Raw genomic sequence first — 16,676 nt, forward strand, 5'->3', positions numbered from 1 at the left:
CGGGATGGCGCCGATCGCGGCCATGACGCCCAGCGCGATCGGCAGGTCGAAATGACTGCCCTCCTTCGGCATGTCGGCCGGCGCAAGATTGACGGTGATGCGTTTGCTTGGCAGGGCGAGGCCGGATGAGACCAGCGCCGAGCGCACCCGCTCGCGCGATTCGCCGACGGCCTTGTCCGGGAGGCCGACGATCGTGAAGGCGACGGTGCCGGGCGATATCTGCACCTGGACATCAACCGCGCGCGCCTCGATACCTTCAAACGCGACCGTCGCGACGCGCGTGACCATGCCCTTCGCCCTCTGCAACCTTCAGGGCAAAACTATTGCCATTGGTTGCATAAAGCAAGGTATTGCATCAAAAGTTATGCTTTTTTCTCAGCGTTTGCGCTCGAGCATGGGGTTGATCTCGTGCGGCCGGCCCTGCCAGTCGCGCGCCAGCGGGCGGCGGCTGAGCGCTTCCTGCTCCTGCGCCCGCGCCTTCACCGTGGCGAGCTGGCGCGAGAGGTCACCCATCTGCTCGATCATGGCCTGAGCGATCACGGCGGGGGAATGCATGGTATTGCCCGACAGACCGTCGGGCACGAAGCGCCGCGATACGCCCAGAGCCTTGCGCTTGTCCACGTGCCTTGCCTCGTCGAGGGCGGTGAGATAGGCGGCGCAGCCGGCTACCATGCCGGCGAGCGAATCGATGGCGAGCTCCAGGCGTGTGATTGCCGCTTTCGTCTCTGCATCCACCTCGTTGCCCTCCCGCCTGCGGGCACTGCGCCCGGCTGATAAGGTCAGATTAGCCGAGCTTCTTGAATCTTTATTTAAGTCAGAGCAGTTTCAGCTGCCCCTGTCCTCGCGGATCATCTGCGCACCCTTCTCGGCGATCATCATGGTCGGCGAGTTGGTATTGCCCGAGGTGATGCGCGGCATGGAAGAGGCGTCGGCGACACGCAGGCCCGCAATGCCGCGCACGCGCAGCCGTGCATCGAGCACGGCGCCGGTATCATCATCCGCGCCCATCCGGGCGGTTCCGACCGGATGGAAGATGGTGGTGCCGATATCGCCGGCGACCTGTGCCAGGCCATCGTCATCCGTGATCTCGGCACCCGGCTTGAATTCCTGCGGGTGATATCCGGCCAGCGGTTCCTGCTGCGCGATCGTGCGCGCCAGCCGGATCGCGGCGACGGCGACGCGTTTGTCTTCATCCGTGTCGAGATAGTTCGGCTGGATTGCCGGCGCCGCGCGCGGATCTGGGTTGGCAGCATGGATATGCCCCCGGCTCGACGGGCGCAGATTGCACACGCTCGCGGTGAAGGCGCCGAACGGATGGAGGGCGTCGCCGAACTTCTCAAGGGAGAGCGGTTGGAAGTGGAATTGCAGATTCGCCGTCTCGTATTCCGGCCCGCTGCGGGCGAAGGCACCGAGCTGTGAGGGGGCCATGGTCAGAGGGCCGCGCCGCAACAGCGCATATTCCGCCGCCATGCCGATGCGCTTCCACCAGCGTGCGTAGTCGGTATTGAGCGTGGCTACGTTCTCCACGCGGAAGATCGGGCGCAGCTGCAGATGATCCTGCAGGTTCTCGCCGACGCCCGGCAGATCGGCATGGACCGGCAGATCGAGCGCCTTCAACCGCTCACCGGCGCCGATCCCGGAGAGCTCCAGCAGCTTGGGCGTCGCCACCGCACCGGCGCTGAGCACGATCTCCCCGCGTGCGCGCGCGATGAAACGCTGCCCGTTCCGGGAGAAAATCACTCCCGTGGCACGTCCGGCCTCGATCACCACCCGCTCGACCAGAACCCCCGTCTCCAGCGCGAGATTGGGACGGTTGAGCACCGGTTTGAGGAAACCGCGCGCCGCGCTCCAGCGCCGACCGTTCTTCTGGTTGACCTGGAAATAGGAAACCCCCGCATTGTCGCCCCGGTTGAAGTCCGGCGTGCGCGCGATCCCCGCCGCCTCGCAGGCTGCGACGATGGCGTCGAGAATCTCCCAGCGCATGCGCGGGTCATCGACCCGCCACTCGCCGCCACCGCGATGATGATCATCGGGGCGCACGTGATCCTGGTGCTTGTGGAAGAACGGCAGCACGTCGTCCCAGCCCCAGCCGGGGAGGCCGAGCTGGCGCCAGTTATCGTAATCGGTGGCCTGGCCGCGCATGTAGATCATGGCGTTGATCGCCGAGGAACCGCCGATCACCTTGCCGCGCGGATAGGCCAGTTCGCGCCCGTTCAGTCCCGGGACGGCTTCGGTACGAAACATCCAGTCGGCGCGCGGATTGCCGATGGCGAAGAGATAGCCGACGGGGATGTGAAACCAGATCCAGTTGTCGCGCCCGCCGGCCTCAAGCACCAAAACCCTGTTCTGCGGATCGGCCGACAGCCGGTTCGCCATTACGCAACCGGCGGAACCGGCACCGACGACGATATCGTCGAAAGTCCCGAATTCCGTGATAGCGTCTCCGCCTTCGCCCGCGCCCCGTGCCATGCGCCATCCCCCTCATGTTTTGCCTCAGGGTAATGCGAGACGGGGTGATGACGCCACGGGAGAATGTGCAAGCCGCAGCGTGCGCCGAAGATGCCTGCTCCGAAGATGCCTGCACCTCAATGCATGCGCGCGGCGTCGCCGGCGATATCGTCGAGCAGGGCGCGGATGCCGTGCAGATGGGGGTTGAGCGTGAGCGCGGCGCGAAACGCGATCGCCGCCTCGCAAGGTCGTCCACGACGCAGACAGATCTGGCCGAAACCGGCAATCGCGCCGAAATGGCGCGGCTCGCGCTCCAGCGTGCGGGCGATGTCGCGGCAGGCATCGCGGTCGCGCCCCTCGACATAGGCCAGCGTCGCGCGCTTGTTCCAGGCCTCGGCCCAGGCGGGCCAGGCCGCGACGAGGGCGTCGAAATGACCGCGCGCCTGCGCGAGACGCCCATCGGCGAAAGCCTCGATGCCGCGCGTCATCAGCGCCTCGGCGGCCTTCGAGGGATGACTGATCCACAAGGCCCAGACGAGATCCTCGATCTCTGCGACCGGGCGTGAAGGGTGGAAATGAGCAAGCGCGTCGAAGAGTTTCGCGAGGCGCCTTTGTGCGCGCAAGGCGGGATCGCGCGCCGCAGCATCCGCGCCGGGCAGGACGAGACTTGCGCGCCGCGCCGGGGCCTGCGCGATCAGCGAAAGCACGCAGTCGAAAACATCGCCATGCTCGTCGCCGGCATGATCATTGCCCGATTGCCATTCCTGGGTGCTCGTCGTGACCAGCTTCATCACATCCTTCGCAAGCGTTCCGTCGTCCTGAAGGCGACGACCCCTGATCAGGATCTAGGGCAGCGACCGCGGACAGGCAGCACCCCGCGACGTTTTTTGCCGTGGCTCGACACGCGGCTGGCCTTGAGGCAAGTTGCGATCAGCCGCAGGAGTCCGGATGAATTTGATTGCACGTGCCGCCGCCATTATCGCCCGTCCCCGTGCCGAGTGGCCGCGTATCGCGGAAGAAGAGCCCAATATCGCGGCGATCTATCTCTTCTACGTCATGCCGCTCGCCGCCATCCCCGCCATCGCCTCGGCTTTTGGCGCTTCGCTGGTCGGCATCGCGCTGCCGGGTATGGGGGTGATCCGGATGGAGCCCGGGCAGGCCTTCGTCTCGGGCGCGTTCCAATATGCGATGCAGCTCGCCACGATCTATGTGATGGCGCTGGTGCTGGCCTGGCTCGCACCGCGCTACGGTGGCAGCGGGGACCGGGCTTCGGCGTTCAAGGTGGTGGCCTATGCATGGACTCCGGCCTGGCTCGCGGGCCTGTTCAACCTGATGCCGGCCCTGTCATTCCTGACGCTTCTCGGCCTCTATGCCGTCTATCTCATCTACACCGGTCTGCCGGCGTTGATGAACGTGCCGCAGCGGCGCGCCCTGATGGTGACGGCGCTCCTGGTCCTGATCGGCATCACGCTGTCAGCGCTGATCGGCGCCCTGATCGGCTTGATCGGGCTGGCCCGCGTGTGAGCCCGCAGCCTTCGTCTTCTCACCCGCAAGGCCGGTGAGGATCGGGCAATCGGGACGCTCGTCGCCCGCGCAGGCCTCGGAGAGATGGCGCAGGGTCGCGACCATCTCCTGCATGCGGGTGATGCGCGCCTCGAGATCGGCGACATGCGCCTGCGCGATCTGCTTCACCTCCCGGCTCGGCCGGTCGCGGTCGCGCCACAGGGCGAGCAGGCGCCCGATCTCCTCGATCGAGAAGCCGAGATCGCGCGCCCGCCGGATGAAGGTCAGGTCATGCACGTCGCGGGCGTCGAAATCGCGATAGCTGTTGTCGCGCCGCGCCGCCGGGGCGAGCAGGCCGATACTCTCGTAATGCCGGATCATCTTGGCGCTCACGCCCGAGCGCGTCGCCGCTTCACCGATCCGCATCAGCGCCCTCCCGCCGGTTTCCAGCGCCGCAGCAGCAGGGCATTCGAGACCACGCTGACACTCGAGAACGCCATGGCGGCACCGGCGATGATCGGGTTGAGCAGGCCGAATGCCGCGAGCGGAATGCCGCCGGTATTGTAGATGAAGGCCCAGAACAGGTTCTGCTTGATCTTGGAGCGGGTGCGCCGCGACACGTCAAGGGCATCGGCGACGGCGAGCGGATCGGAGCGCATCAGCGTGATCCCCGCCGCCTCCATGGCGACATCGGTGCCAGAGCCCATGGCAATGCCGAGATCGGCTGCCGCGAGAGCCGGCGCATCGTTGACGCCATCCCCCACCATGGCGATGGCGCCGTGGATCGCGCGCAGTTCGGTAACGATTCGCGCCTTGTCCTCCGGCGCCACTTCGGCACGGATTTCGTCGATGCCGATCGCCCGGGCGATGGCGCGGGCGGCGGCTTCGTTGTCGCCGGTGACCATGATGCTGGTGATGCCGATCTCGCGCAGTTTCGCCACGGCGGCGCGGGCGCTCTCGCGCGGCTGGTCAGCAAAGCTCATCCAGGCGACGAGCCGGGCCGTGCCGTCGATGCGCGCCATGTAGGAGATCGAACGCCCACGCGCGGCTTCCTCCTGCGCCGCTTCGGCGAGATCGTCGAGGGCGATGCCGTGATCCGCCATCTGCCGGGCGCTGCCGATGGCATAGCGCGCGCCGTCATCGAGACTGCCCTCGATGCCGCGTCCGGGAACCGCCTTCACTGCCTGCGTCTGCGGCAGGGCGAGGCCCTTCTCCTTCGCAGCCGTCACCACGGCACCGGCCAGCGGATGCTCGCTGCCCTCCTGCAGGGCGGCGGCGATGGCGAGGAGATCGTCGGATGCGCCTTCTCCGGCCCCCGCCATCGGCGTGAATCCCGCGAGCGCCGGCTTGCCGAGCGTCAGCGTGCCGGTCTTGTCGAAGGCGACGGCGCGGATCGCATGGGCGCGCTCCAGCATTTCGGCATCCTTGATCAGGATACCGTTGCTCGCTGCGGCACCGGTTCCCGCCATGATCGCGGTGGGCGTGGCGAGACCGAGCGCGCAGGGGCAGGCGATGACGAGCACCGTCACGGCGGTGACGATGGCCTTCTCGACATCGCCGTCGATGACGAGCCAGATGACGAGCGTGATGGCGGCGATCACCACCACGACGGGAACGAAGATCGCCGCGACCTTGTCGACGAGTTTCTGGATCGGCGCCTTCGAGGCCTGCGCGCCCTCGACCAGCTTCATGATCCGCGACAGGGTGGTGTCCTGCCCGATGGCGGTGGTCTCGATAATGAGCCGGCCCGAGCCGTTGATCGAACCGCCGATCACCCGTGCGCCTTCCTCGCGATGCACGGGCAGGCTCTCGCCGGTGACCATGGATTCGTCGATCTCGCTCTCGCCCTCGCGGATCGTGCCATCGACGGGGACCCGCTCGCCGGGGCGCACCACGACGATGTCGCCGGCGCGCACCTGGGCGATCGGGACGATGGCGTCCTCGCCGTCGCGACGCAGGCGGGCGGTGTCGGGGCGAAGCGCCGCGAGAGCGCGCACGGCATCCGCCGTCTTGCGCTTGGCCCGCGCCTCGAGAAACTTGCCGAGCAGGATCAGCGTGATGATCACCGCCGCTGCTTCGAAATAGTATTCGGGCTCATGCCCCATCCCCGCATGCGGCGACAGCCAGTAGCCGATCAGCATGTAGAGCGAGAGGAAATAACCGGCACTCGTGCCCATGGCGACGAGAAGTTCCATATTGCCGGTACCGGCCTTCAGGGCCTTCCAGCCGGAGAGGTAAAAGCGCGCGCCGAGCCAGAACTGGACCGGCGTCGCGAGAAGCACCTGCACCCAGCCCGGGGGCATCCAGTGATAGCCGAAGGGCATGCCGAGCATGGGCAGGACCAGCGGCGCGGAGAGCACGATGCCGATGGCGAGATGGAGCTTCTCGCGATTGTCGTCGGGATAGGCGGGGGCGCCGGCACCGGGCTCCTCCTGCGAGACGCGCTGCGCTTCATAGCCGGCATCCGAGACGGCGCGGATCGCCTCGTCGATGACAGCGTCCTCCGCCACGGTGACGCGGGCGCGTTCCGTGGCGAGATTGACCGAGGCCGAGATCACACCCGGCGTGGCCAGAAGCGCCTTTTCCGCCCGCGCCACGCAGGAGCCGCAGGTCATGCCTTCCAGCGCGAGATCGACTTCGCGCAGCGGCACGTCGTAACCGGCGGCTTCCACCGCCTTGACGAGATCATGCGGCGCCAGGCGGGCGGGATCATAGGCGATATCGACATGCTCGCCTGCGAGATTGACCGCGATCTCGCCGGTCCCGTCGAGCCGCTCCAGCCCCGTCTCGACCCGGCGCACGCAGGAGCCGCAGGTCATGCCCGAGACGGGCAGGCGCAGATGGGCTTCGGCGTTCGTGGTGGTGCTCTTGCCCAATGTCTCAGTGCGTGTGGCGAGATCCATGTCAGCTCCCGGCTGGCGCGTGTAGGGCGCATTTCCTCATCTGAGAGTATGTATAGACCCTCCCATCATTGGAAGGTCAAGCGCAGGAAATTCGATATGCGCGCGCTTTGCCCGCGGTATCGCCGGCGCCGTCGTCGCCCCTGCATCCGCCATTGCCGCTCTCCTCAATTCCGATACCCTGCCCCACGCCCTGATCTTGACACCTGGCTGCGAAACGGTACCTCGCTCGGCAAGCACACGGTTCGATGATCATCAATCGGCGGCGATTGGGAACGGGAGATGAGACGATGGCGGATGTGATGTTTCGATTTCAGCTGTATCGGCGTGTGCGCAAGGTTGCGCTCGCCCTGTCGCTCGGCGTGCTCGCGGCCCAGGCGGGGGCGGCACTAATCGGGAATGCGGAGGCGCAGACCAATCCGGCGACAGAGCGTGTGGTCACGCAGGACTACGAACTTCTTGTCGAGACCGTGGCCTCGGGTCTCGAACATCCCTGGAGCCTCGCCTTCCTCCCCGATGCCGCCATGCTCGTCACCGAGCGCGCCGGCGCGGTCCGTCTGGTCACTGCCGATGGTCGCGTCTCGGAGCCGCTCGCCGGAACGCCTTCGGTCGCCGACATCAATCAGGGCGGTATGCTCGACATCGCTCTCGATCCGGATTTCGCGGAAAACCGCCGTGTCTACATGGCCTATGCCGAGGAGCGCGCTGGCGGTGTCGGATTGAGTGTGGCACGGGCGGCGCTGGACCGGGAGTCCGAGACGTTCGAGGCATCGCAGGTGATCTTCCGTCAGATGCCTGCGGTATCCGGCGGGCGTCATTTCGGCTCGCGGCTCGTCTTCCATCCCGACGGGACGCTGTTCGTCACCGCCGGTGATCGCGGCTCCTATTCCGACGAATCGCAGGCACCGGACAACCATATCGGCGCGATCATGCGCATCAATCCCGATGGCTCGATCCCGCCCGGCAATCCGCATGAAAGCATGCCGGGCTGGGCGCCGGAGATCTGGTCGATCGGCCATCGCAACGTCCAGGGCGCCGCCATGCGTCCCGGAACGGAGGAGTTCTGGGCGCATGAACACGGTGCACGCGGGGGTGACGAGGTCAATCTGATCGAACCGGGGCTGAATTACGGCTGGCCGGTCATTGCTTACGGGGTGCATTACTCCGGTGCGCCGATCGGTCTGGGCACACATGAAGAGGGGATGACGCAGCCGGTCTTCTACTGGGACCCCTCGATCGCGCCGTCCGGCATGGCCTTTTATGAGGGCGATGTCTTTCCGCAATGGCAGGGCGATCTCTTCGTCGGTGCGCTTGCCGGTCGGCTCCTGTCGCGCCTGACATTTGCCGGCGATGCCGTGATCGCGGAGGAGCGGATGCTGGGCGGGCTCGGCGAGCGCATCCGTGATGTGCGCAACGGGCCTGACGGGGCACTTTATCTTCTGACCGATGCTGAAAACGGGCGTATCCTGCGTCTCGTGCCAGCCCCCTGACGACACGGGACAACGCTTCCCGACCGCGAGACATCATGGATCCCGTTACCCATATGGCGCTCGGCGCCGCTGTCGGTCATTTCGTCGGCGGTCGCCGACTCGGCTGGGTCGCTCCCGTTGCGGGCGCGGCCATTGCCATCCTGCCCGATCTCGACATCTTCTGGCCGCTGCCGGAGCGGGCGGTGGAATTCTATACGGTACATCGCGGGCTCACGCATTCGCTGTTATTCACACCAATCATCGGCGGCCTGGTCGGCTATGGCGCGGCGCGCATCCACCGCGCGGTGCGGGCCAGGCGCGGGCGCGCCTTTACGGATGCTGATGCGAGCAGCCTCACAAAGACATGGGCGCTGCTCGCGATCCTCGTCCTCGTCACCCATGTGCTCAACGACTTTTCCACCGTCTACGGCACCCAGCTCTTCGCTCCCTTCACCGACCGGCAATTCGGCCTGCCGGCCGTTCCGGTCATTGATCCGGTCTACACGCTGATCCTTCTGGCCGGGCTGTTCATCGCCTGGAGACGGGGCTGGTCGCGCCCGCAGGCGCGCGGCATGACGCTCGGTGCGCTGGTGCTTTCCAGCGGCTATCTCCTGCTCGCGCTGGCCCAGAACGACCGCGCCCGCGATCTGGTCTTCGCCGATCCCGGCGCGCAGGAACGCATCGTCACCGATTACGAGGTGACGACCACCATGTTCTCGCCCTGGCTGCGCCGGATCGTGACGCGGGAACCCGACAGCCTGCATATCGGCTACGTCTCGACGATCAACCCGCGCGCCATCAACTGGACCCGCATCACGCGCGAGCCACGGGCCGAGGCGCTGGCCGATGCTGCGCTCGCCACGCCGGAGGGCGTGATCTATCGCCGCTTCGCGCGTGGCCTCATCCACCCGCATATTGTCGAGGCCCGGGAAGGCGAGCTCTTCCTGCGCATCGGCGACATGCGCTATGCCTCACCGGGCGCGGCCCTGCGCGGGATGTGGGGCGTGGAATGGCCGCTCGTGGAAAACGCGGACGGGCTCGCCATCGCCGGCGAGGGCCTGCGCTTCATGCAGCGTACGCAAGCTGACGCGCATGTCCTGCGCGCCCTCTTCCAGGCCAAGGCGGGGCAGGAGAACGACGTGTTCTGAGCGCCCGGAAGGCTTCAGCCGGGCTCGCGCGCGATCGCCTGTGCGACCTTCTCCTCCAGTTCCTGTGCCACGGCCTGCGCCACCGGATCCTCCGCGACCGCTTCGGGGCGAGCGGCGGCGCGCAGAGCCGCGATATGGGCATCGAGAAGCGCGGCGCGCGGTTTCGCGACGAAGCCGATCAGGCGTGACAGCGATCCGGCGATCCGCCCGATCAGCGGCTGGCCGAGATCAGCGCCGCAACCGCGCAGATCATGGGCAGCATGCAGCAACCGTTCACGCGCCGCCCGCGCCTGAGGGCGTGTGCGCCACGCGGCGTGATGTTCGGTGAGCCGATCAAGAAAAGCCGGCAGTTGCGCGCGATGCTGACGGCGCACCTGTTCGAGGGCGCGCTCCGCCCGGCTGATGGCGGGAGTGGCGGCACGGTCGTAATCGCTGTCTATCACCAGCGCCTTGCGCGCGAGGCGGTTGGGATTGGCCACGATCTCGACTGTCTCGGCCTGATCCCCGGGTTTGCGTGGCGCAGGTATGATCTTCATGCCTGATCCCCCGGATGGGCGCTCATGCCGTCATCGCCTTCGCGCGCGCCTCGCGCTTGCGGATCGGGGCGCTGCGGGCCGAAATAGCCCGGTGTCGCCACGAAGGGGCGTTGGTCGACCGCGAGGCCGAGCAGCTTGTCGTAGAGCACGCGCGGCGTCACCGGCTTGACGAGATAATCATTCACCCCCGCATCGCGCGCTGCCAGCACCCGCGCCCGTTCGGCATGCGCGGAGATCATCAGGATCGGCACGAAGGGGTCCGGGCTTGATTCACGATCGCGCATCTGCCGCGCCACGGCCAGCCCGTCGGGTGCGGGCATCTCCCAGTCGAGCAGGACGATGTCGGGGCGCTCTTCATGGAACAGGGCGAGCGCTGTCTCGCCATCCGTCGCCTGATGGATCGCCTGCGTGCCGAACGCTTCCAGCATCGCCACGAGGGCCGCACGCATATAGGCATTGTCCTCGGCGACGAGGATGGTGAGACGATCGAATTCGAGGCGCATGTCGTCCTCCCGTCAGACCCCGAACTGCTCGCGCAGGATACGCTCATCCAAAGAGTGACCGGGATCGTGCAGCATGACCAGATCGAGGGAGCGATCCATCGAGATTTCCACATGGGTGACGTCACGAAACTCCGTGTGGTCGGCGACCGCCGCGACGGCGCGGTGCCGCGGTTCGATGATCTCGACGGCTACCTTCGCGTAATTGGGCAGAAGCGCGCCGCGCCAGCGCCGCGGACGAAAGGCGGAGATCGGCATCAATGTGAGCAGCGGCGCGTTCAGCGGCAGGATCGGCCCGCCGACGGAGAGATTGTAGGCGGTCGAGCCCGCCGGTGTCGCGACAAGCAAGCCGTCCGCGACCAGTTCGCCGAGTCGCTCCTTGCCGTCGATCGAGATGGCGAGCTTTGCCGCCTGATGGGTCTCGCGCAGCATCGAGACCTCGTTGATGGCGCGCGCCGTATGCGTCTCGCCCTGGATGTCGCGCACGTTCAGCAAAAGCGGATGCACCACGGAACGCTCTGCTGCGGCAAGGCGCTCCATCAGGTCATCCTCGCTGAAATCGTTCATCAGGAAGCCGACCGAGCCACGATTCATGCCATAGATCGGCTTGGCCGTGCCCATGAACTGATGGAGCGTCTGCAGCATGAGCCCGTCACCACCCAGAGCGACGATGATATCGGCTTCCTCCGGCGAGACATGGGTATAGCGCGCGCTGAGGCGTGCATGCGCCAGCCGGGCTTCCTTCGCGGAGCTCGCCACGAAGGCGATGGTGGCGTCGCGCTGCATCCTGTCCCCCCGTCGCGCCCGGCCCGGGCAAGGTCCGGCGCTTTCCGGTCCCGGTCCGCCCCGGTGGGCTTGCCCCCGGCCGGGAGCCCTGTTTTCATCGTCGCGCAGCCTCTGCGGCTGCGTCATGCACCAATCCGACCCGACGCCTCGGGCCAGCGATTCGCAAGAGGCATCATATGGATCAGCCGCTCTTCGTCTACACCACCTTTCCGGATGTGCAGACAGCCCGGCGCATCGCGGGGCTGCTCGTCGCGGAAAAGCTTTGCGCCTGCCTCAATCTGCTGCCGGGCATGCGCGCGGTCTATCGCCATGACGACGCCATCGCCGAGGACACGGAAGTCGCCGCCATCGTCAAGACGCGCGCGGCTTTGGCCGATGCGGTCGAGGCGCGCATCCGGGACGCGCACCCCTATGACACGCCGGTCTTCTTCCGCATCGACGTCACGACGGCGGATGAAGCGACCCGGGCCTGGCTGATGGCCGAAACCGGGGTCGCATAGGCCACCCCTGCCACGCGATCCGGTATCAGCGACCGCTCTCGAAACCACTGAGGAAGGCGGCGAGATTGTCGGGCAGCGCATCACAGAGATAGCCGCCCTCCTGCACGAGCGCCGTCGGCAGGCCGACCGAGGCGATCAGCCCGGCTGCGCGCTCGAAACCCGGCGTCGTCACCTTGAGCGCACCGATGGGATCGTGCTCGGACGCATCGAGCCCCAGAGCCACGACGAGGGCGTCGGGTGCGTATTCTGCAATACGGGCGAGCCCCTTTTCGATCGCGCCGTGAAAGGATGCGTCGCCCTCGCCGTGCGGGAGGGGGAGATTGACGTTGTATCCAATCCCGGCGCCGGCGCCGATTTCCTCTGCGTAACCCGCGTAATACGGGAAGTAGTTTGCCGGGTCGGCATGGATCGAGATCGTGAGCACATCGTCGGCTTCGTAGAAGATCCCCTGCGTGCCGTTGCCGTGATGCACATCGATATCGAGGATCGCCACCTTGGCCGGACGCCCCGTGCGGGCGCTCATCCGCGCCTGCATGCGGCGCGCGGCGATACCGGAATTGTTGAGAAAGCAGAAGCCGCCGGCGGAATCGGCATAGGCATGATGGCCCGGCGGGCGGCACAGGGCATAGGCGACTCTGTCTTCGAGCGCCGCATCGGCGGTCTCGACGGCGACCTGTGCGCCCGCATGGATCGCAGCCCATGTCCCTGCGCGGATCGGGGTCGAGGTGTCAGCCGTATGGTAACCCAGCAACCCGAGCAGTCCATCGGGGCGCGCGTACATGTGCGGGCGCGAGAAATGGCCCGAGAGCACCTCGTCCCCGACGCCAGGCAATTCGTGACGCCGCTCCCAGGTTTCGCGCAGAAAGGTGATGTAACCCGCATCATGCACGGCGCGTATCGGTTCGAGGCCGTGATCGCCGGGCTCGGATACATCATGCGCTCTCCCGACAGCCTCTCGCAGGATCGCATAGCGATCGGCCTGTTCGGGATGGGTGACGATGCTGCCGCGCCGGAAATACCGGTCGGGATCATGGCGGGCGGAGGCAGGACTGTGGAAGACGCGCATGGTTTTTCGACACCGTTTCCTTGGGCAGGACGTTCTCTGGAAAGGACGACGCTAGCGGCGAAGGGCCGAAAAAAAGATCGCCGGGCGGGGCCCGGCGATCAATCGGTATTTTTGCACCATTGCCGGGGCACCGCCGTCGGGCGGCGCCCTGGCTTGCAGAAAGCGGTGAACACCCGCGTTCAGTCGGCCCGCTTCGACATGGCCTCGGCGGATTCCGTGCTCGCGAAGGTCTCGGCAATCTGGGCCAGATTGTCGAGCAACTTGCGTGACTTGATCTTGGAGGCCGAAACGATCAGGCGCTGCACGCCGTCATCGGCGAGAATGTCCTGACGTCCGGTTTCGCGCGGTTCGACATCGTCAGAGAAGCTGAAGAAGAATTCGATCGGCTGGTCGGTCGAGAGCGAAACCTGATGCAGACGGCCTGCGCCGATGCGGTCCGTGCCGTTCTCATACTTCTGAATCTGCTGGTACGTCACGCCGATCATCTCGCCGAGCTTCTGTTGGCTCATCTTGGCGATCCGCCGTGCAAGACGCACCCGTTGTCCGACGAAGCGGTCGATATCTGTGGGGCAACGCGTTGTCATGTTTGCATCATCTTCTGGTTGAGAGTGGTGTTGTATACATAAGCCTGAAACTCTCGAATGTAAATGCTCTATGCATACATTTTGAAGCAATGCGTGGAAACGCTGGATTGGCAGACCTTTCTACCTTTGCGCCGTCAGCAACTGCGAAACTCTTCTTGAAGGCGAAATTTTCCTGTTAGTTCAGTCGGATACCAGACATTCAATCATCTTTACAAAGGTAAAGAAGCCGCAAATTGAAACCAAAGGTAAGGGAGTTTCCGCTATTGCATGTGCAATATTGCACATGTTTCGATGCGCTATCATCTCGTCTCACAGTGCGCAGTTGAGAGATGCCAGCACGAATCACGATCTTTGCCTGTGCTTCACTATGGCGGATTCCAGTCGATCGGCTTGTCGTTTACTACGGGTTATTGCGTATAACCCAGTGGAAAACACCACTTCGGGTTTGCGTTACTCGAAAACGATTGCCGGCGCCTCCCGCCGGAATCCACCGCTTTCGAGGTTCTCCCAAAGCGCCCCGGCAATGCCGCGGTAGACTGTCGCAAACGGACCATCCGGCTGTAATGCGGTGACGGGCCGTCCGGCATCGGAGGTCTCGCGGATCGCCATGTTGAGCGGTACCTCGCCGAGGAAGGGCACGCCAAGCTTCTCTGCTTCGTCGCGCGCGCCGCCATGGCCGAAAATGTGTTCCACATGGCCGCAATTGGGACAGATATAGGTTGCCATGTTCTCGACGATGCCGAGAACCGGGATTTCGGTGCGCTGGAACATGGCAACGCCGCGTCGCGCATCGAGCAGCGCGAGATCCTGGGGCGTCGAGACGATGACGGCCCCCGATAACGGCGTGGCCTGAGCCATGGTGAGTTGCGCATCGCCTGTGCCGGGCGGCATGTCGACAATCATTACATCGAGTTCGCCCCAGTTCACCTCACGCAGCATCTGGGTAATCGCCGACATGACCATGGGGCCGCGCCAGATCATCGGCGTCTCCTCGTCGACCATGAAGCCGATCGACATGACCCTGACGCCATAATTCTCCAGCGGAACGATCTTGCGGTCCGGCCCCGCCTTCGGCTTGCCGGAGAGACCGAAGAGCCTGGGCATGGAAGGGCCGTAGATATCGGCATCCATCACCCCGACCTTCAAACCGAGCGCAGCGAGACCCAGCGCGATGTTGCAGGCGGTGGTGGATTTGCCGACGCCGCCCTTGCCGGAGGCCACGGCGACCACGTGTTTCACGCCCTCGATCTTCTGGGCGCGGGCATTGGGAGAGGGGGTCTTGCGATTGCCCGGCTCGCGCAGGGGTTGGGCCGGCGCCGCTGCGTCACCGCTCTCGCCCGCCGGTCGGTCAGCGGTCAGGCTGACCAGCGCGCGGCTGATGCCGGGCATCGCCTCGACGCATTGCTGCGCCGCCTCGCGCACGGAAGCCATGGCCTGCGCTTCCGTCTGATCGATGGCGATGGAAAAGGCGACGCGCTCGCCCTCGATCACGATCTGCGAGAGCCGCCCGGAATCGGGCAGGCTCTGACCACCGGCGGGCAGGTGGATGGCTTTGAGGGCTTCACGGATATCCTCAACGGTGACCGGCACGGAAGGCTCCCTTGTCTGTTACAGTTCCGATTTAGCGCCCGATTGCCGCCGCCGTAAGGCACAGAAACGGATTTTTCGCGCGGCGCTTAGCCTCCGTCCGGGCCGCGCGCAACTTTCTGGCCGCGAAAGAAGATAAACAGGCCCGCCCCCACGATGATCGCGGCACCGACAAGCATGGCGAGACGCGGCACATCCCCGAAGACGAAATATCCGAAGATCACCGCCCAGAACAGCAGCGTATATTGAAACGGCGCGACTGTCGCTGCGTCGGCGAGTTTCAGCGCCCGGTTGATGCACATATGCGCAAACATCGCGACGACGCCGAGGAGCGCCAGCAGCGCGAAATCGAAACCGTCCGGCATCACCCAGGTGACCGGCGCGAGCATGAGGCCGAGCAGCAGCGCGCCGACGGTTTGCCAGAAGACCAGTGTGATGTCGGGTGTCGCGCGCAGTGATCGTCCGGTGAGCATCATGAAGGCGAAGGCGAAGCTGCCGGCAATGGCGACGAAAGCGGGCATGGTCAGGGTCGCGGCCGAGGGCTGGAGTGCGACGATCACGCCGATGAAACCGATTACGATCGCGCTCCAGCGCCGCCAGCCGACATGCTCGCCGAGAAAGAATGGCGAGAGTGCCGCGACATAGATCGGCGCGGCGAGCCAGAAGGTCATCACGTCGGCCAGTGGCAGATAGATCACCGCCGTATAGAAGCAGAAGACCTCGAAGGTAGAGAACGCCACGCGGGTCGCCTGCATGCGCGGTTGCTCCACGCGAAACAGGGGCGCGATGCCGGTGCGCCAGATCAGCGGTACGAGGATGAGAAGCGCGGCGGCAGAGCGGATCAGCAGCACCTGGCCGACCGAATAGGTCGCGACCAGCCATTTGCCCAAGGTGTCGTTGACCACGAAGAGAAAGATGCCAAAGAGCATCACAGCGATGCCCAGCGCCGCGCTCGGCGTCGCGAGCGTCGTGCGCAGCCGCACCAATGCCCCCGTCATCACCCGTTTCCTCGCTTATCGCGCCGGTCGATTCCGCACGCCCCGTTTTGCGCAACTGTGCCGGGAAACGGGTTGGAAGGGAATGGGGATCACGCGCAAGGTCGGATGCGGGGCATCACCCCCCGCAGCGGTACGCGCAAGGCGCTTCAGGCGGCGCCTTCGATCAGCGATTTGGCGAGCATGCAATGCACCCCCTTGTTGCCGTTGACGACCTGGGTGATGCGCAGATCCGCCGCGAGGCTGCACAGCGTATAGGCGTCCTCGCGCGACAGCCCGGTGCGCGCGGTGATCTGATCGATCATCTGGCGCAGGGCGATGACGACGCAATCGTCGAGATCTGGATCGAAGGCCATGGTGATCAGGTGCGTCGGCGTTTCGGCCATCGGCCAGTCGAGCGCCATATCGGCGCGCGCGGTGAGCGTAAACTGTCCGATCAGTCCGGTCTCGATCGCGGTTATGCAGACTTCGCCGTCTCCCTGCGCGCCATGTCCGTCGCCGACGGAGAAGTTGCCGCCATCGACGAAGCACGGCAGGTAGAGCGTGGTGCCCGCCACGAGTTCCTTGTTGTCTAGATTGCCGCCATTGCGCCGGGGCGGCAGGGTCGAGAGCGCCCCCCAGGCCGGCGGCGGCGCCACCGCCATCACGCCGAAG

Annotated in this window: 18 protein-coding genes; 4 read left to right on the forward strand and 14 right to left on the reverse strand. The window is 65.6% G+C overall.

The features are described from left to right. From VKP01_RS03470 to VKP01_RS03485, 4 genes are all read right to left on the reverse strand, one after another. Nucleotides 1–288 (reverse strand): magnesium chelatase domain-containing protein (locus tag VKP01_RS03470; protein ID WP_324410307.1); only part of this gene is annotated, 288 nt, incomplete at its 3' end. Nucleotides 289–375: 87 nt separating this feature from the next. After that, nucleotides 376–735: a hypothetical protein gene (locus VKP01_RS03475; RefSeq protein WP_324410309.1), complete on the reverse strand. Its 360-nt coding sequence runs from the start codon at nucleotides 733–735 to the stop codon at nucleotides 376–378. Between the two features lie 90 nt (nucleotides 736–825). Continuing rightward, nucleotides 826–2,469, reverse strand: a complete 1,644-nt coding sequence (locus tag VKP01_RS03480) for a GMC family oxidoreductase (protein WP_324410311.1) — start codon at nucleotides 2,467–2,469, stop codon at nucleotides 826–828. 116 nt (nucleotides 2,470–2,585) lie between these two features. Further along, a complete protein-coding gene (locus VKP01_RS03485) occupies nucleotides 2,586–3,239 on the reverse strand; it encodes a hypothetical protein (RefSeq protein ID WP_324410313.1) in 654 nt (217 codons plus the stop codon). A 157-nt stretch (nucleotides 3,240–3,396) separates the two neighbouring features. On the opposite strand from VKP01_RS03485, the gene VKP01_RS03490 reads away from it, so the two are divergent. Next, nucleotides 3,397–3,972, forward strand: a complete 576-nt coding sequence (locus VKP01_RS03490) for a Yip1 family protein (protein ID WP_324410314.1) — start codon at nucleotides 3,397–3,399, stop codon at nucleotides 3,970–3,972. On the opposite strand, the gene cueR is transcribed toward VKP01_RS03490, so the two are convergent. After that, on the reverse strand, nucleotides 3,922–4,377 hold the full coding sequence (gene cueR, locus VKP01_RS03495; protein ID WP_324410316.1) for a Cu(I)-responsive transcriptional regulator: 456 nt from the start codon (nucleotides 4,375–4,377) through the stop codon (nucleotides 3,922–3,924). The genes VKP01_RS03490 and cueR overlap by 51 nt on opposite strands. After that, nucleotides 4,377–6,854 carry a heavy metal translocating P-type ATPase gene (locus VKP01_RS03500; RefSeq protein WP_324410318.1) on the reverse strand — a complete coding sequence of 826 codons (2,478 nt, stop codon included), beginning with the start codon at nucleotides 6,852–6,854 and terminating at the stop codon, nucleotides 4,377–4,379. Before VKP01_RS03500 ends, cueR begins: the two co-directional genes overlap by 1 nt. A 299-nt stretch (nucleotides 6,855–7,153) precedes the next feature. Here VKP01_RS03500 and VKP01_RS03505 point away from each other — a divergent pair, with 299 nt between their 5' ends. Both VKP01_RS03505 and VKP01_RS03510 read left to right on the forward strand, forming a co-directional pair. Beyond that, a complete protein-coding gene (locus VKP01_RS03505; RefSeq protein WP_324410320.1) occupies nucleotides 7,154–8,341 on the forward strand; it encodes a PQQ-dependent sugar dehydrogenase in 1,188 nt (395 codons plus the stop codon). Nucleotides 8,342–8,376: 35 nt separating this feature from the next. Then, nucleotides 8,377–9,468, forward strand: coding sequence for a metal-dependent hydrolase (locus VKP01_RS03510; protein ID WP_324410322.1), 1,092 nt, complete (start codon nucleotides 8,377–8,379; stop codon nucleotides 9,466–9,468). A 14-nt stretch (nucleotides 9,469–9,482) separates the two neighbouring features. On the opposite strand, the gene VKP01_RS03515 is transcribed toward VKP01_RS03510, so the two are convergent. The 3 genes from VKP01_RS03515 to VKP01_RS03525 are packed head-to-tail and all read right to left on the reverse strand — an operon-like array spanning nucleotide 9,483 to nucleotide 11,290. Further along, nucleotides 9,483–10,004 carry a hypothetical protein gene (locus tag VKP01_RS03515; RefSeq protein WP_324410324.1) on the reverse strand — a complete coding sequence of 174 codons (522 nt, stop codon included), beginning with the start codon at nucleotides 10,002–10,004 and terminating at the stop codon, nucleotides 9,483–9,485. Beyond that, nucleotides 10,001–10,507, reverse strand: a complete 507-nt coding sequence (locus VKP01_RS03520) for a response regulator (RefSeq protein WP_324410326.1) — start codon at nucleotides 10,505–10,507, stop codon at nucleotides 10,001–10,003. Before VKP01_RS03520 ends, VKP01_RS03515 begins: the two co-directional genes overlap by 4 nt. 12 nt (nucleotides 10,508–10,519) lie before the next feature. Continuing rightward, entirely contained in the window at nucleotides 10,520–11,290 is a 771-nt protein-coding gene (locus VKP01_RS03525; protein ID WP_324410328.1) for an NAD kinase, read from the reverse strand. A gap of 176 nt (nucleotides 11,291–11,466) precedes the next feature. Here VKP01_RS03525 and cutA point away from each other — a divergent pair, with 176 nt between their 5' ends. Further along, on the forward strand, nucleotides 11,467–11,790 hold the full coding sequence (cutA, locus tag VKP01_RS03530; RefSeq protein ID WP_324410329.1) for a divalent-cation tolerance protein CutA: 324 nt from the start codon (nucleotides 11,467–11,469) through the stop codon (nucleotides 11,788–11,790). A 25-nt stretch (nucleotides 11,791–11,815) separates the two neighbouring features. Here the strand turns inward: cutA and VKP01_RS03535 are convergent, their stop codons facing one another. The 5 genes from VKP01_RS03535 to VKP01_RS03555 form a co-directional block, all read right to left on the reverse strand. Continuing rightward, entirely contained in the window at nucleotides 11,816–12,856 is a 1,041-nt protein-coding gene (locus VKP01_RS03535) for a histone deacetylase family protein (protein WP_324410331.1), read from the reverse strand. Between the two features lie 179 nt (nucleotides 12,857–13,035). Beyond that, on the reverse strand, nucleotides 13,036–13,440 hold the full coding sequence (locus tag VKP01_RS03540; RefSeq protein WP_074446497.1) for a helix-turn-helix domain-containing protein: 405 nt from the start codon (nucleotides 13,438–13,440) through the stop codon (nucleotides 13,036–13,038). 450 nt (nucleotides 13,441–13,890) lie between these two features. Next, nucleotides 13,891–15,030 (reverse strand): Mrp/NBP35 family ATP-binding protein, encoded by a 1,140-nt coding sequence (locus tag VKP01_RS03545; protein WP_324410334.1) that lies wholly within the window; start codon nucleotides 15,028–15,030, stop codon nucleotides 13,891–13,893. Nucleotides 15,031–15,116: 86 nt separating this feature from the next. Continuing rightward, nucleotides 15,117–16,025, reverse strand: a complete 909-nt coding sequence (locus VKP01_RS03550; RefSeq protein WP_324410336.1) for a DMT family transporter — start codon at nucleotides 16,023–16,025, stop codon at nucleotides 15,117–15,119. Between the two features lie 146 nt (nucleotides 16,026–16,171). Further along, on the reverse strand, nucleotides 16,172–16,676 hold a 505-nt coding region (locus VKP01_RS03555), incomplete at its 5' end, for an acetamidase/formamidase family protein (protein ID WP_324410338.1).

This window comes from Saliniramus sp., from assembly GCF_035311605.1.
GTDB lineage: Bacteria > Pseudomonadota > Alphaproteobacteria > Rhizobiales > Beijerinckiaceae > Saliniramus.

What these genes read in the sequence shown, in the direction of transcription:
- VKP01_RS03480 (WP_324410311.1), bottom strand. Translation starts at nt 2,469, where the DNA reads ATGGCACGGGGCGCGGGCGAAGGCGGAGACGCTATCACGGAATTCGGG.
- VKP01_RS03485 (WP_324410313.1), bottom strand. Translation starts at nt 3,239, where the DNA reads ATGAAGCTGGTCACGACGAGCACCCAGGAATGGCAATCGGGCAATGAT.
- VKP01_RS03490 (WP_324410314.1), top strand. Translation starts at nt 3,397, where the DNA reads ATGAATTTGATTGCACGTGCCGCCGCCATTATCGCCCGTCCCCGTGCC.
- cueR (WP_324410316.1), bottom strand. Translation starts at nt 4,377, where the DNA reads ATGCGGATCGGTGAAGCGGCGACGCGCTCGGGCGTGAGCGCCAAGATG.
- VKP01_RS03500 (WP_324410318.1), bottom strand. Translation starts at nt 6,854, where the DNA reads ATGGATCTCGCCACACGCACTGAGACATTGGGCAAGAGCACCACCACG.
- VKP01_RS03505 (WP_324410320.1), top strand. Translation starts at nt 7,154, where the DNA reads ATGTTTCGATTTCAGCTGTATCGGCGTGTGCGCAAGGTTGCGCTCGCC.
- VKP01_RS03510 (WP_324410322.1), top strand. Translation starts at nt 8,377, where the DNA reads ATGGATCCCGTTACCCATATGGCGCTCGGCGCCGCTGTCGGTCATTTC.
- VKP01_RS03515 (WP_324410324.1), bottom strand. Translation starts at nt 10,004, where the DNA reads ATGAAGATCATACCTGCGCCACGCAAACCCGGGGATCAGGCCGAGACA.
- VKP01_RS03520 (WP_324410326.1), bottom strand. Translation starts at nt 10,507, where the DNA reads ATGCGCCTCGAATTCGATCGTCTCACCATCCTCGTCGCCGAGGACAAT.
- VKP01_RS03525 (WP_324410328.1), bottom strand. Translation starts at nt 11,290, where the DNA reads ATGCAGCGCGACGCCACCATCGCCTTCGTGGCGAGCTCCGCGAAGGAA.
- cutA (WP_324410329.1), top strand. Translation starts at nt 11,467, where the DNA reads ATGGATCAGCCGCTCTTCGTCTACACCACCTTTCCGGATGTGCAGACA.
- VKP01_RS03535 (WP_324410331.1), bottom strand. Translation starts at nt 12,856, where the DNA reads ATGCGCGTCTTCCACAGTCCTGCCTCCGCCCGCCATGATCCCGACCGG.
- VKP01_RS03540 (WP_074446497.1), bottom strand. Translation starts at nt 13,440, where the DNA reads ATGACAACGCGTTGCCCCACAGATATCGACCGCTTCGTCGGACAACGG.
- VKP01_RS03550 (WP_324410336.1), bottom strand. Translation starts at nt 16,025, where the DNA reads ATGACGGGGGCATTGGTGCGGCTGCGCACGACGCTCGCGACGCCGAGC.